This window comes from Agromyces subbeticus DSM 16689 (assembly GCF_000421565.1).
GTDB lineage: Bacteria > Actinomycetota > Actinomycetes > Actinomycetales > Microbacteriaceae > Agromyces > Agromyces subbeticus.
Map to the genome: position 1 here is coordinate 692,628 of NZ_ATXG01000001.1, position 13,087 is coordinate 705,714.

Sequence of the window (13,087 nt, forward strand, 5' to 3'; positions counted from 1 at the left end):
CAGGGAGAACCGCATGACCCGCACCCCGCTCACCACCTCGCTCGACAGCTACGAGGTCTGGTTCCTCACCGGCAGCCAGAACCTCTACGGCGAAGAGACGCTCCGCCAGGTCGCCGCGCAGTCGCAGCAGATCGCCGACACTCTCGGCGACGCCGCGGGCGTGCCCGTGAAGGTCGTCTGGCAGCCCGTGCTGAAGGACTCCGACTCGATCCGCCGCATGACCCTCGAGGCCAACGCCGCCGACAACGTCATCGGCCTCATCGCGTGGATGCACACCTTCAGCCCGGCCAAGATGTGGATCGCCGGCCTCGACGCCCTGCAGAAGCCGCTGCTGCACCTGCACACCCAGGCCAACGTCGAGCTGCCGTGGGGCGAGATCGACTTCGACTTCATGAACCTCAACCAGGCCGCGCACGGCGACCGCGAGTTCGGCTACATCCAGACCCGGCTCGGCGTCGCCCGCAAGACCGTCGTCGGCCACGTCACCGACCCGCGCGTGCAGGGCGAGATCGGCACCTGGCAGCGCGCAGCGGCCGGCCTCGCGGCATCCCGCAGCCTGAAGCTCGCTCGCTTCGGCGACAACATGCGCTACGTCGCCGTCACCGAGGGTGACAAGACCGAGGCCGAACTGCGGTTCGGCGTGCAGGTCAACACGTGGGGCGTCAACGAGCTCGCCGAGGCCGTGCACGCGGCATCCGATGCCGAGATCGACCTGCTCACCGCCGAGTACGAAGACCTCTACGACGTCGTGCCCGAGCTGCGCAAGACCGGCGAGCGGCACGAGAGCCTGCGCTACGGCGCGGCGATCGAGCTGGGACTCCGCTCCTTCCTCGAAGAGGGTGGGTTCGGCGCGTTCACGACGAGCTTCGAAGACCTCGGCGCGCTGCGGCAACTGCCGGGCCTCGCGGTGCAGCGACTCATGGCCGAGGGATACGGCTTCGGTGCAGAGGGCGACTGGAAGACGGCCGTGCTCGTGCGCATCGCGAGCGTCATGGGCGCGGGCCTGCCCGGTGGCGCCTCGCTCATGGAGGACTACACCTACGACATGACGCCCGGCGACGAGCTCATCCTCGGCGCGCACATGCTCGAGGTCTCGCCGTCGCTGACGACCGCGAAGCCGAGCCTCGAGGTGCACCCGCTCGGCATCGGCGGCAAGGAGGACCCCGTGCGTCTCGTCTTCACTGCCGACCCCGGCCCCGCCGTCGTCGTCGCGATGAGCGACATGCGCGACCGGTTCCGCCTCACGGCGAACGTGGTCGAGAACGTGGCGCCGCGGCATCCGCTGCCGAACCTGCCCGTCGGCCGCGCCGTGTGGAAGCCGGCCCCCGACTTCGCCACGAGCGCTGCAGCGTGGCTGACGGCCGGCGCGGCGCACCACACGGTGATGTCGACCGCGGTCGGCGTCGAGGTGTTCCGCGACTTCGCCGAGATGTCGAAGACCGAGCTGCTCGTCATCGACGAGGCGACCACGCTGCCCGGCTTCCAGCACGAAGTACGCTGGAACCAGGCTTACTACCGACTGGCACAGGGCCTCTGATCGGGGCGGTTCATGGCTGCGCGGGCATCGCGGGGGAGTGAGGCGGCGGCTGGTGCCGCCGGTGCTTCCGGTGCGCCGGGCGGGGTCGGCACGGCCGCCTCGGCCGGCGTGACCGCTACGGATGCCGCACCCACCGCGCCCACCGTGCCGACCGCCGAGGCGCCCGGCACCGGCGTGCCGACGATGTTCGACGTCGCGCGACTCGCCGGCGTCTCGCATCAGACGGTGTCGCGAGTGCTCAACGACCTCACGGGCGTCGCGGCGTCGACGAAGGTGCGGGTCGAGCAGGCGATCGCCGAGCTCAACTACACGCCGTCGCCGGCAGCGCGCGCGATGGCGAAGCGCCGCTCGGGCAACCTCGGGCTGATCCAGGCGGGGCGACCTGACTACGGTCCGTCGAACGCCGCGCTCGGCTTCAACGAGGCCGCGCACGAGGCCGGCTACACGGTGAGCCAGGCGAGCATGCGCTCGCTCGATGCCGACGTGCTGCGGCAGGCCGTGCACCGGCTCGCGCTGCAGCGGGTCGAGGCGATCGTGCTCATCTCGGGCGAACGCGAAGGCGTCGGCGTGCTCGGCGGCATCGACGCGGGGGTGCCGCTCGTCGTCGTCGCGTCGGAACCGGCGCCGGGCCTGCACCGCGTCGCGATGGACCAGTACGAGGGCGCGCGCCTCGCGACACGGCACCTCATCGAGCTCGGCCACCGGTCGATCCGACATGTCGCCGGGCCACGCGAATCGATGGATGCCGCGGAGCGCCGCCGCGGTTGGGTCGATGTCATGCGCGAGCACGGGCTCGCGGCGCACGAGCCGATCGAGGGCGACTGGCTCGCGGCATCCGGATACGAGGCCGGCCTTCGCCTCGCCGCCGACCGCGACGCGACCGCCGTCTTCAGCGCCAACGACCAGATGTCGCTCGGCCTGCTGCACGCCTACCGCGAGGCCGGCGTGCGGGTGCCCGACGACGTGAGTGTCATCGGGTTCGACGACATCCCCGAGGCGGCGCACTTCGCCCCGCCCCTCACGACCATGCGGCAGGACTTCGACGTGCTCGGCCGCGACGTCGTCGCCACCGTGCTCGACGTGCTGCGCGGCGAAGCGGAAGCCGCCGACCGCACGTCGCGCGTGCCCGAACTCGTCGTGCGCGCGAGCACGGCACCCCCCGCCCGGCGCTGACCCCGGCGCTGCCCCGGCGCTGACCGACGGGAGCCGCTGCGTGCCGCTCACAACTCCGGAGTGAGACGCCGACACGCCGATGGCACGGCGCGACACGCCGTGGTGAGGCCAGAATCTCCGGAGTTGTGCACGCCGACGCTTGTCGTGCGAGCGTCGGCGCCCGCCGTCGGCTCGCCCGCCTAGCCCTGCTGGCTGTAGTCGGGCAGTTGCTGCAGCGTCCAGCGGTTGCCGTCGGGGTCCTTCAGCGTGACGAAGCGGCCCCAGGCCTGCTCGTCGACGCCCTCGGCCTCGACGCCCTTCGCGCGAAGCTCGGCGAGCGCCGCGTCGGCATCGGCGACGACGACCTGGATCACGTCGAGCGTTCCCGGTTGCACCGCGCTGCCGAGCCCCTTGCCGATCGAGATCGAGCACGCCGATCCAGGTGGCGTGAGCTGCACGAAGCGCAGCTCTTCGTTGACCTGCTGGTCGTGGTCGGCGTTGAAGCCGAGCTTCTCGACGTAGAACTCCTTCGCGCGGTCGACGTCGGTGACGGGCACGAAGATGAGTTCGATCTTCCAGTCCATGGTGACTCCTCACAGTTCGGTACGTGGCGGTACGGTGCGGTTCGGATCGGTGCGATGCGTCTCATCGAATCGTCTGCTTCCACGATCGGCAACGAAGCGGACAGTTTCCGTCCGCATTCGGCGCTGGTCGACGACGAGCGGATGCCGCTGCGGCGCCGTGCTCGTACCGCCCGTGACCTCGGCGCGGCACGGTGAAAGGATGGGCGCATGGCATTGCACATCACCGGAGACCCGGCAGCAGACGAACTGCTCAGCGACGACGCGTTCGCGCTGCTCACGGGAATGCTCCTCGACCAGCAGGTGACCATGGAGTCCGCGTTCGCCGGGCCCGAGAAGATCCGCGCGCGCATCGGCTCGATCGATCCCGCGACGATCGCGGGGTACGAGCCCGAGGCGTTCGTCGAGGTGTTCAAGCAGACCCCCGCCGTGCACCGTTTTCCCGGATCGATGGCCGGTCGCGTGCAAGCGCTCGCCGAGGCCATCGTCGATGACTGGGGCGGCGAGGCATCCGCGATCTGGACGCAGGGCGACCCTTCGGGTGCCGAGGTGCTCGCTCGGCTGAAGAAACTGCCCGGCTTCGGCGACCAGAAGGCGCGCATCTTCCTCGCGCTGCTCGGCAAGCAGCGCGACCTCACCGCGCCCGGCTGGCGCGAGGCCGCCGGCGCCTACGGTGAAGAGGGAGCGTTTCGCTCGGTCGCCGACATCGTCGACGCCGAGTCGCTCACGAAGGTGCGCGCCACGAAGCAGGCGGCGAAAGCCGCGGCCAAGGCCGCGAAGGCCTGAGCCTGCCCGGTGCGGCTCGGTCGCACTCTTCGCCTGTCGCGCTCAGCCGACGAGGAACCCCGCGACCTTCAGCGCCATCGACTTCGGCTCCCAGGCGTGATCGGCGGCGGGCGCGGTGTCGAGCACGGCGTTCGTCAGGTTCTCGATGAGCGAGTCGGCGGCGGGGCGCATCATGTCGAGCGTCTGCTCGCCCACGAGCACGAGGGTCGGTTGCGTGACGCCGGCCCAGAGGGCGGCTCGCGGTGCGCTCTGGGTCCACGCGAGTGCCTCGGCGTCGGGCTCGAGGCTCGGCCCCATCGCCGTCATGATCGGCCAGTCCGGGCTCGCTTTCGCGCCCTCGAGCCACTCGGGCGGCATGTCCTTCATGAAGTACTCGATGGTCGCGTCGGGGTCGCCCGCCGCGAGGTGCTCGCGAAGCCCGGTGAGGAACAGCTCGCCGTTCGTGCCGAGCTCGTCGGTGAGCGGAACCTCCCACAGCACGAGCTTCGAGATGGGGAGCCCGAATGCCGCGGCGGCGAGTGCGATCGCCCCGCCCGAGGAGTTCGCGAACAGCGCGACGGCGTCATCGGCGCCCTCGGTGGCCTCGGCGATGAGCGCGGCCACGTCGTCGAGGGTCTGCGCGAGCGTGATGGGGGAGCTGGCAGGGCTCTCGCCGCGCCCGCGCCGATCGAAGCGCACGACCGAGAAGCCGTGGCTCGCGAGCTCGGTCGCCATCTCACCGCTCGCGGGGTCGAACGCACGAAACTGCATCGCCCCATCGACGAGGATGACGGGCGGGCCCGAGCCCACTCGCTCGTAGGCGATCTTCGTGCCGTCTGCTGAGGTCACGTACTCGGTCATCGTCGACTCCTCACTCCCGTGGGGTCAGGCTACCGAGCACCCGTGACAGCCGCATCCGTCGGCGTGACACCTTGCGCGCCCGTGGACCCGCTTGCCCGGTGGACCCGCGTGCCGCGCGTTCACGAAACGGCCAGCGCTCCTCAGCCGAGACGAGCGGATGCCGCGACCGCGAGCGACTCGGCCGCCGCCAGCGCGGTGTCGACCGACTCGTCGGGCGTCATCACGGCGAAGAGGTAGGCGCTCTCGCCCGTGATCTGCGCGACCGTGCCGCCGGTGGTGCCGACCCGCCCGATGCCGACGAAGTCGGGCAGCGCGGTGCCCTGCTCGAGCGCCGAGACGGGTTCGTGCGCGCCATTCAGGTAGTCGTCGGTGAACTCGCCGGCGGGCAGCACCGAGACGAGCACGGTCGTGCCGGCCGCCTCCCACTCGCACTCGGCGAAGCCCTCGCCGAGGTCGGAGCCCGAGGGCGCCGGCACGGCCGTGCCGAAGAGGGCGGCGAGCTCGTCGTCGGTCACGAGCGCGCAGGTCTCGTTCGCGCCGCCCGCAGCTGCCCCGGCCTCGCCGCCGCACTGCTCGCCGATCGCGGCCGCAATGGTGTCGAGGTGCGCGACCGATTCGGGGGTCGCCTGGGTGTCGAGCACACCGGCCAGGGCCTCCTCCTGTGCGGCACGGTCGTCGCCCGCGGCATCCGCTGCCGTGACCGCCGAGCCGAAGATGCTCGCGACCGCTGCCCATTCCGCGGCCACCGCAGGCGGCGGGTCGAGCGACTCGAGGCCCGCGTCGATCGCGCGCGCGGAGTCGAGCAGCGTGTTCGGATCGAAGTTCGCGTTGAGCTCGGTGAGGGTGCCGGCGAGCTCGGTGAGCTCGCCGCACGATGCATCGACGGATGCCTCGGGCGGCGTGGAGCTCGCGGGCGACTCGTTCTCCCCTGGCGTCGCGGCCGGCGAGCCGTTGCTGCACGCGGTGAGTGCGAGCACGGCGAGGCCGAGCAGTGCTGCGGTGGTGGTGCGCATCAGCGTTCCTCTGTTCGGGCGGCGGCATCGGTGACGGTGCCGACGAAGACACCTCGTCGCAACCGACGCGTGCCGACGAGCGCTGCCCCCGCGAGCAGCAGGGCGAGACCCGCGGATGCCGCGCCGAGGTCGGCACCGCTCTCGGCGAGCCGCTTGCCCGTGGCGGCCGGTACCGGCGCGGTGCCGGCGGGAGCCGCCCCCGGTGCCGGAGCAGGCGGCACCGACGGCTCGACGGGGTCGACCGGGTCGACCGGCTCGCCCGCGAACGTCAGCGTGCGGGTGATGTAGTCGGCGGGGTCTTCGACGGGCGCCCCCGATCCGCAACTCACCGCCATCACGATGACGTCGCCGGGCTCGCTCGCGATCGGGGTCGGCACGACGAACGAGAAGTTGCCGCTCGCGTCGGCCGTCGTGTCATCGAAGTGGGTCACCGGCGGCGGGCCTGGAAAATCGACCGCGATGAAGACGGCCTCGGCCGCGTCGCATCCGCTGCCGTTCACCGTGAACGACTCACCCGGCACGACCCCTGCGGCGGGAGTAAGCACGGCGGTGAGCGGCGCGCCTGCATAGGTCAGCGCGCCGAAGCCGATCACCGTCTGCGCGCCGTCGCACGTGACCGTCACGCCGAACTGGGCGATCGGCGGGGTGATCTCGGGCAGCTCGCCGGGCGCACCGTGCACGGCGACGGTGGCGGTGAAGGCGCCGGTGCCGTCGGCGGTGACGGTCGTCGACTTCGAGCTCGAGGCGCCGCCGATCGCGGGAATCCACGTGCCGACGATGACCTCGCCTCCGGCGGGGCATCCCGCGCCGGTCACGTCGATGGTGCCGCCGGGCACCACGACCGTCGGGGTGAACGATGCGGTCGGCGCCGCCATCGCGGCCTGCGCCGGAAGCAGCACCGCGGCGAGTGCGAGCGCCGAGGCGGCGCCGAGGGTGGCGAGTCGTAGGGGTCGCATGGGTTCCATTCCTCAGGTCGTCGGCGGGCACGGGTGCCCTACGCTTGATGCCACCAGCCCGGCGGGCGGCTGTCATCCGTAGCGACTACGGGAGTGTGAGCGAAGATGCACCTCAGATCGCTCGAGCTCGCCTCGCTCATCGAGACCGTCGGTTCGGTCGAGGCGCCGAGCGTGCTCGTCGCCGGCGAGGCCGGGGCGGGCAAGAGCTGGCTGCTCGCACGCCTGCGCGATCGGCTCAGCGCGGGCGCGGGCGCGGGCGAAGAGGCCGACGCGGCCGACGCAGGCACCGACGCAGCCGCTGCCGCTGCCGCTGCCGCCGCCCGCCCCGCACCTCTCCTGCTCGCCGCGAGCGGCCACGCCGCCGAGGAGCAGCTGCCGTTCGCGGCCCTGCACCAGCTGCTCGAGCCGCTCCTCGACCGGCTCGACACCCTCGTCGAACCGCAGCGACTCGCGCTCGCGGGGGCGCTCGCGCTCGAGGTCGCGACCCCGCACGAGCGGTTCGCCGTCGCCCTGGGCGTGAAGGCGCTGCTCGAGACCGCCGCGCGCGAACGGCCGGTGGCGCTCATCGTCGACGACCTGCACTGGGTCGACGAGTCGACTCGTCAGGTGCTGCTCTTCCTCGCGCGGCGGCTGCGCGGCACGGGGGTGTCGCTCGTGTGCGCCACGCGCCCGCCGGTCGACATCGACGTCGCCGACGCCTTCGACCGGCGCATGTCGCTCACCGCCCTCGACGACGCGCAGAGCCGCGAGCTGCTGCGGCAGCGCTACCCCGAGCTCGGCACGATCGCGGCCGGCCGGGTGCTCTCGCTCGCTCGCGGCCTGCCGCTCGCGCTCGTGCAGCTGCCCGCCGAGCTCGACCCGCCGCAGCGGCGCGACGAGCAGCCGCTGCCCGAGGTGCTGCCGACGGGCGACCGCCTCGCGCAGCTCTACGCCACCCGCCTCGCTGCGCTCGACGAACCGGCGACGGTGGCCGCGCTCGCCGTGTGCCTTGCGCCGCTCGACCGCGACGAGGCGAGCCGGGTGCTGGCGCAGCTCGGGCTCGACGCGACGGCGCTCGACGAGCCGCAGCGGCTCGGGCTCATCGAGGTTCGCGCGGCACGGTTCGAACCGAGTCATCCGACGCTCGCGCCCGTGCTCATCGCCGTCGCAACGCACGAGCAGCGGGCCGCGGCGCACCGCGCGCTCGCGACCGTCTTCGCCGACGACGTCGAGCGAGTGGCGCTGCACGTGTGGGCCGAGCCCGGTGCCGACCCGAGCCGGGTGGCGAGCGCGCTCGATGCAGCGGCGCAGAGCGCGGCTGCCCGGTTCGCCTACCCCGAGGCCGCCGAGTTCTGGGAACGGGCGATCGCCGCGGCATCCGACAGCCCCAAGGTGCCCGAGTGGCAGGCTGCCGCCTTCGCGGCCTATTCGCGCATCGGTGCGCGCGCCCCGGCGCTGCGCCTCGTCGAGGCGATGATGGCGTCGAGCGATGACGCGGTGCAGCTCGCCCGCTGGCAGATCGACAAGCTGCGGCTCGGCTTCTGGACCGACGCCGACCGGTCGCGCGACGACCGCAGCGTCGAGCTCGCGGCAGCGGCGGCCACCCGCGAGCCAGGGGTCGCGGCCGAGCTCGTCGTGACGCACGCGATCGAGCTCGCGGTGTTCGGCGAATTCGCCGCCGCCGCCGAGTTGCTCGAGCGAGCGCACGTCGCAGGGGTGATCGACCGCTCGCGCACCGACGCAGCGCCGAGCCTCGTCGACGAGTTCATTCGTGTGATGCTCGCCGATGACGCCGGCCTCGACCTCGGCAGCTGGCGCGAGCGGATGCTGCGCGCCGACCCCGGCACGGCGAGCGGGGCGTTCCCCTTCATCACCCTGCAGCTCGCGTGGCACGGACGCACCGACGACGCGCTCGCCCTCGTCGCCCACTTCGACGCGGTCGCCGCAGCCACGAACGTCGCCGGGCCGCGCACCACCGCGCTCGCCGTCGAGGCGGTCGTCGACGTCGTCACCGGGCGGTGGGATGCCGCGGCCGACCGGTTCGCGGAGTGCGAGCAGCTCTGCATCGACACCGGAATTCTCGGGCCGCTCAGCTACATCCGGTTGCGGCACGCGTGGCTCCTCGCGGCGCGCGGGGCCACCGACGAGGCGCTCGCGCTGTGCGAGCTCGCGGTGCCCGATGCCGAGCGCACGACGCCCCTCTTCCGGCACATGCTGTGGTGCGCCCAGGGGCTCGCGAAGCTCAGCGCCGGCGAGCTCACCGAGGCGATCGCCGTGCTCGACGCGGCGGCCGAGCTCGAAGAGCGCGTCGGCATCGTGCAGCCGGGCTACAGTTCGCGGTTCGGCGACTGGTTCGAGGCGCGGTGGCGATATCGCGATCCGGATGTCGCGGGCCAGCGCCGCGCGCTCGAGCGCTTCGAGTCGCGCATTCACGCCGTCGGCAACCCGGCGGCCGCGATCGCGCTGCGCTGCCGGGCACTGCTCGCGCCGGCGGCTGACGTCGACGCGGCGTTCGGGGCGGCGCTCGGCGCGCACGATCGAACCGGAGATCCGTATCAGGCGGCGCGCACCAAGCTGCTCTACGGTATGCGGCTGCGGCGGGCACGCCGCAAGGCCGACGCCCGCGCACCGCTGCGTGAGGCGGCCGACGCCTTCGACGCCCTGGGCGCATTCGGCTGGGCGGCGGGGGCGCGCTCAGAGCTCGCGGCGTGCGGTGAGCGCCGACCGGTGACCGCGCCGGGTGACCCGCTCGCCGAGCTGACGCTGCGCGAGAACGAGATCGCGCGCCTTATCGCGGCGGGCCTCTCGTCGGCGGCTGCGGCGGCACGGCTGAGCGTCTCGGTGCGCACGGTGGACTCGCACCTCGCGTCGATCTACCGCAAGCTCGACGTGCACGGGCGGGCCGAGCTCGTGGAGTTCGTCGGGCGTTGAGCTGCGGCATCCGCTGCAGTGTCGGTGGGTGGTGGCAACATGGGGGTCACAACACCATATGTAGGGGTCGGCACCGCGAATCGCCCCCAAGGGTTCCGATTCGCGACACGCCCGGCATCCGTCCACAGGCCAAGAGATTTCGAACTCACGGGGTGTGGATAACCTCAGCGGCTGCCGCAGAAATACGCCGATCGTCGCGACATCCGTTGTTCACAACCGGTGGAGAACCCGGTGGATAACTACACGAATGTAACTACCGCATGTTGTGGCAGTCGAGTTCCGCGACTACTAGATGTAGTATTGAGGTACCAAATAGCAACACCGGGGGACGGGCTCCTCCAGAGCCTGAGAACGAGGGGAAAACAATGACGGTTACGGTCTACACCAAGCCTTCTTGCGTCCAGTGCAACGCGACGTATCGTGCCCTCGACAGCAAAGGCATCGAGTACGAAGTGCTCGACCTGTCTGTCGACGAGAACGCCCTTGCACAGGTCAAAGAGCTGGGGTACCTGCAAGCTCCGGTCGTCATCACCGATGAGGGCCACTGGTCGGGCTTCCGCCCCGACAAGATCGACGAACTCGCCTCCCGTCTGGCCTGATCCCTTCGGCCTAGCAGCAGCCAGTGAGCTCGGGGGAGTGAACCGGTGGGGTTTCGAGATGGCGCTCAAGCGCCTCCTCAACCCGCAGAACGTCGCGAAGGAAGCACCATGACGAATCTGGTCTACTTCTCGAGCGTTTCAGGCAACACGAAGCGCTTCATCGAGAAGCTCGGCCGCCCTGCGGCCCGCATCCCGCTGCATGCCCGCGAGGGTGCATTGCACGCCGACGCGCCCTACGTGCTCGTCGTGCCGACCTACGGCGGTGGCGACGGCAAGGGCGCCGTTCCGAAGCAGGTCATCCGCTTCTTGAACGACCCCGACAACCGCTCGAACATCCGCGGCGTGATCAGCGCCGGCAACACCAACTTCGGGTCGGCCTTCGGTCTGGCCGGCGACATCATCGCCGCAAAGACCGGGGTGCCGCACCTCTACCGGTTTGAAGTATTCGGAACCCCTGACGACGTTCGCGCCGTCGACGATGGATTGGACGCATTTTGGCAAACGCAGCAGCAACTGACGGCGTAGCGCTCATGGACGCACCGCGCGCGGTGAGTGGCATGGATTACCACTCGCTCAACGCGATGCTGAACCTCTACGGCCCGAACGGTGAGATCCAGTTCGACAAAGACCGTGAAGCGGCGCGCGAGTACTTCCTGCAGCACGTCAACCAGAACACCGTCTTCTTCCACTCGCTGAAAGAGCGCCTCGACTACCTCGTCGAGAAGGAGTACTACGAGCAGGCCGTGCTCGACCAGTACTCGTTCGAGTTCATCACCAAGCTCAACGGCCTCGCGTACTCGAAGAAGTTCCGCTTCGAGACGTTCCTCGGCGCGTTCAAGTACTACACGAGCTACACGCTCAAGACGTTCGACGGCAAGCGCTACCTCGAGCGCTTCGAAGACCGCGTCGTCATGACCGCGCTCGGCCTGGCCCAGGGCGATGAGAAGCTCGCCGTGAACCTCGTCGAAGAGATCATCGGCGGCCGCTTCCAGCCGGCCACCCCCACCTTCCTCAACACGGGCAAGGCGCAGCGCGGCGAGCTCGTCTCCTGCTTCCTGCTGCGCATCGAAGACAACATGGAGTCGATCTCGCGCGGCATCAACTCCGCCTTGCAGCTCTCGAAGCGCGGCGGCGGCGTTGCGCTCTCGCTCAGCAACATCCGCGAGGCCGGCGCCCCGATCAAGCAGATCGAGAACCAGTCGTCGGGCATCATCCCGGTGATGAAGCTGCTCGAAGACAGCTTCAGCTACGCCAACCAGCTCGGTGCCCGCCAGGGCGCCGGCGCGGTGTACCTCAGCGCGCACCACCCCGACATCATGCGGTTCCTCGACACGAAGCGTGAGAACGCCGACGAGAAGATCCGCATCAAGACGCTCTCGCTCGGCGTCGTCGTGCCCGACATCACGTTCGAGCTCGCCAAGAACGGCGAAGACATGTACCTCTTCTCGCCGTACGACGTCGAGAAGGTCTACGGCAAGCCGTTCGGCGACATCTCGGTCACCGAGAAGTACCGCGAGATGGTCGACAACCCGCGCATCAAGAAGACGAAGATCAACGCGCGCGAGTTCTTCCAGACCCTCGCCGAGATCCAGTTCGAGAGCGGCTACCCCTACATCGTGTTCGAAGACACGGTGAACAAGGCGAACCCCATCAAGGGCCGCATCAACATGTCGAACCTCTGCAGCGAGATTCTGCAGGTCAACACGCCGACCACGTACAACGAAGACCTCTCATACAACGAGATCGGCAAAGACATCTCGTGCAACCTCGGTTCGCTGAACATCGCGCTCACGATGGACTCGCCCGACTTCGGCAAGACGGTCGACACCGCCATCCGCGGCCTCACCGCCGTGTCGAACATGAGCCACATCACCTCGGTGCGTTCGATCGAAGACGGCAACGACAAGTCGCACGCCATCGGCCTCGGCCAGATGAACCTGCACGGCTACCTCGCTCGTGAGCGCATCTTCTACGGCAGCGAAGAGGGCATCGACTTCACGAACATCTACTTCTACACGGTGCTGTTCCACGCCCTGCAGGCGTCGAACAACATCGCGAAAGAGCGCGGCGAGACCTTCGACGGCTTCGCCGACTCGAAGTACGCCTCGGGTGAGTTCTTCGACAAGTACACGGATGCCGCGTGGGTGCCCGCGACCGCCAAGGTCACGCAGCTCTTCGCCGACTCGAACGTGCACATTCCGACGCAGGAGGACTGGAAGACGCTGAAGGCCTCGATCCAGGAGCACGGCATCTACAACCAGAACCTGCAGGCCGTGCCGCCCACAGGTTCGATCTCGTACATCAACAACTCGACCGCGTCGATCCACCCGATCGCGTCGAAGATCGAGATCCGCAAAGAGGGCAAGCTCGGTCGCGTCTACTACCCGGCGGCGTTCATGACGAACGACAACCTGGAGTACTACCAGGACGCCTACGAGATCGGCTACGAGAAGGTCATCGACACCTACGCCGCGGCGACGCAGCACGTCGACCAGGGCCTCTCGCTCACCCTGTTCTTCAAAGACACGGCGACGACCCGCGACATCAACAAGGCGCAGATCTACGCATGGAAGAAGGGGATCAAGACGATCTACTACATCCGCCTGCGTCAGATGGCCCTCGAGGGAACTGAGCTGGAGATGTGCGTCAGCTGCGCGCTTTAATCTCATGATCGAGACAGTCCAGTGGTCGCCCGAGTTGGGGCAGGGTGCCC

General features: G+C 69.8%; 12 protein-coding genes. 8 read left to right on the plus strand and 4 right to left on the minus strand.

The window, feature by feature from the left end; all coding sequences use genetic code 11:
* Positions 1-13: 13 nt before the first annotated feature.
* A complete protein-coding gene (gene araA, locus H521_RS0103140; RefSeq protein WP_022891581.1) occupies positions 14-1,537 on the plus strand; it encodes an L-arabinose isomerase in 1,524 nt (507 codons plus the stop codon).
* A gap of 12 nt (positions 1,538-1,549) precedes the next feature.
* Positions 1,550-2,710: a LacI family DNA-binding transcriptional regulator gene (locus H521_RS0103145; protein ID WP_022891582.1), complete on the plus strand. Its 1,161-nt coding sequence runs from the start codon at positions 1,550-1,552 to the stop codon at positions 2,708-2,710.
* A gap of 179 nt (positions 2,711-2,889) precedes the next feature.
* Here the strand turns inward: H521_RS0103145 and H521_RS0103150 are convergent, their stop codons facing one another.
* Positions 2,890-3,273 carry a glyoxalase superfamily protein gene (locus H521_RS0103150; protein WP_022891583.1) on the minus strand — a complete coding sequence of 128 codons (384 nt, stop codon included), beginning with the start codon at positions 3,271-3,273 and terminating at the stop codon, positions 2,890-2,892.
* Between the two features lie 54 nt (positions 3,274-3,327).
* Between H521_RS0103150 and H521_RS25720 the strand changes: the two genes are divergently transcribed.
* Together H521_RS25720 and H521_RS0103160 are read left to right on the plus strand one after the other, a co-directional pair.
* Positions 3,328-3,468 carry a hypothetical protein gene (locus tag H521_RS25720; protein WP_022891584.1) on the plus strand — a complete coding sequence of 47 codons (141 nt, stop codon included), beginning with the start codon at positions 3,328-3,330 and terminating at the stop codon, positions 3,466-3,468.
* Positions 3,469-3,480: 12 nt separating this feature from the next.
* Entirely contained in the window at positions 3,481-4,056 is a 576-nt protein-coding gene (locus tag H521_RS0103160; RefSeq protein WP_022891585.1) for an HhH-GPD-type base excision DNA repair protein, read from the plus strand.
* 42 nt (positions 4,057-4,098) lie between these two features.
* On the opposite strand, the gene H521_RS0103165 is transcribed toward H521_RS0103160, so the two are convergent.
* From H521_RS0103165 to H521_RS0103175, 3 genes are all read right to left on the minus strand, one after another.
* The gene (locus H521_RS0103165) at positions 4,099-4,896 is read right to left on the minus strand and encodes an alpha/beta fold hydrolase (RefSeq protein WP_022891586.1); all 798 of its coding nucleotides are present in this window, start codon (positions 4,894-4,896) and stop codon (positions 4,099-4,101) included.
* A gap of 140 nt (positions 4,897-5,036) precedes the next feature.
* Positions 5,037-5,909, minus strand: a complete 873-nt coding sequence (locus H521_RS0103170; protein WP_022891587.1) for a hypothetical protein — start codon at positions 5,907-5,909, stop codon at positions 5,037-5,039.
* Positions 5,909-6,865 carry a hypothetical protein gene (locus H521_RS0103175; protein WP_022891588.1) on the minus strand — a complete coding sequence of 319 codons (957 nt, stop codon included), beginning with the start codon at positions 6,863-6,865 and terminating at the stop codon, positions 5,909-5,911. Before H521_RS0103175 ends, H521_RS0103170 begins: the two co-directional genes overlap by 1 nt.
* A gap of 105 nt (positions 6,866-6,970) precedes the next feature.
* Here H521_RS0103175 and H521_RS0103180 point away from each other — a divergent pair, with 105 nt between their 5' ends.
* From H521_RS0103180 to nrdE, 4 genes are all read left to right on the plus strand, one after another.
* Positions 6,971-9,775, plus strand: coding sequence for an AAA family ATPase (locus H521_RS0103180; RefSeq protein WP_022891589.1), 2,805 nt, complete (start codon positions 6,971-6,973; stop codon positions 9,773-9,775).
* A gap of 365 nt (positions 9,776-10,140) precedes the next feature.
* Positions 10,141-10,374 carry a glutaredoxin-like protein NrdH gene (gene nrdH / locus H521_RS0103185; RefSeq protein WP_026481845.1) on the plus strand — a complete coding sequence of 78 codons (234 nt, stop codon included), beginning with the start codon at positions 10,141-10,143 and terminating at the stop codon, positions 10,372-10,374.
* Between the two features lie 108 nt (positions 10,375-10,482).
* Positions 10,483-10,899: a class Ib ribonucleoside-diphosphate reductase assembly flavoprotein NrdI gene (nrdI, locus tag H521_RS0103190; protein WP_026481846.1), complete on the plus strand. Its 417-nt coding sequence runs from the start codon at positions 10,483-10,485 to the stop codon at positions 10,897-10,899.
* 32 nt (positions 10,900-10,931) lie between these two features.
* Positions 10,932-13,037, plus strand: coding sequence for a class 1b ribonucleoside-diphosphate reductase subunit alpha (nrdE, locus tag H521_RS0103195; protein ID WP_022891591.1), 2,106 nt, complete (start codon positions 10,932-10,934; stop codon positions 13,035-13,037).
* Positions 13,038-13,087: the final 50 nt, after the last annotated feature.

What these genes read in the sequence shown, in the direction of transcription:
- araA (WP_022891581.1), top strand. Translation starts at nt 14, where the DNA reads ATGACCCGCACCCCGCTCACCACCTCGCTCGACAGCTACGAGGTCTGG.
- H521_RS0103145 (WP_022891582.1), top strand. Translation starts at nt 1,550, where the DNA reads ATGGCTGCGCGGGCATCGCGGGGGAGTGAGGCGGCGGCTGGTGCCGCC.
- H521_RS0103150 (WP_022891583.1), bottom strand. Translation starts at nt 3,273, where the DNA reads ATGGACTGGAAGATCGAACTCATCTTCGTGCCCGTCACCGACGTCGAC.
- H521_RS25720 (WP_022891584.1), top strand. Translation starts at nt 3,328, where the DNA reads ATGCGTCTCATCGAATCGTCTGCTTCCACGATCGGCAACGAAGCGGAC.
- H521_RS0103160 (WP_022891585.1), top strand. Translation starts at nt 3,481, where the DNA reads ATGGCATTGCACATCACCGGAGACCCGGCAGCAGACGAACTGCTCAGC.
- H521_RS0103165 (WP_022891586.1), bottom strand. Translation starts at nt 4,896, where the DNA reads ATGACCGAGTACGTGACCTCAGCAGACGGCACGAAGATCGCCTACGAG.
- H521_RS0103170 (WP_022891587.1), bottom strand. Translation starts at nt 5,909, where the DNA reads ATGCGCACCACCACCGCAGCACTGCTCGGCCTCGCCGTGCTCGCACTC.
- H521_RS0103175 (WP_022891588.1), bottom strand. Translation starts at nt 6,865, where the DNA reads ATGCGACCCCTACGACTCGCCACCCTCGGCGCCGCCTCGGCGCTCGCA.
- H521_RS0103180 (WP_022891589.1), top strand. Translation starts at nt 6,971, where the DNA reads ATGCACCTCAGATCGCTCGAGCTCGCCTCGCTCATCGAGACCGTCGGT.
- nrdH (WP_026481845.1), top strand. Translation starts at nt 10,141, where the DNA reads ATGACGGTTACGGTCTACACCAAGCCTTCTTGCGTCCAGTGCAACGCG.
- nrdI (WP_026481846.1), top strand. Translation starts at nt 10,483, where the DNA reads ATGACGAATCTGGTCTACTTCTCGAGCGTTTCAGGCAACACGAAGCGC.
- nrdE (WP_022891591.1), top strand. Translation starts at nt 10,932, where the DNA reads ATGGATTACCACTCGCTCAACGCGATGCTGAACCTCTACGGCCCGAAC.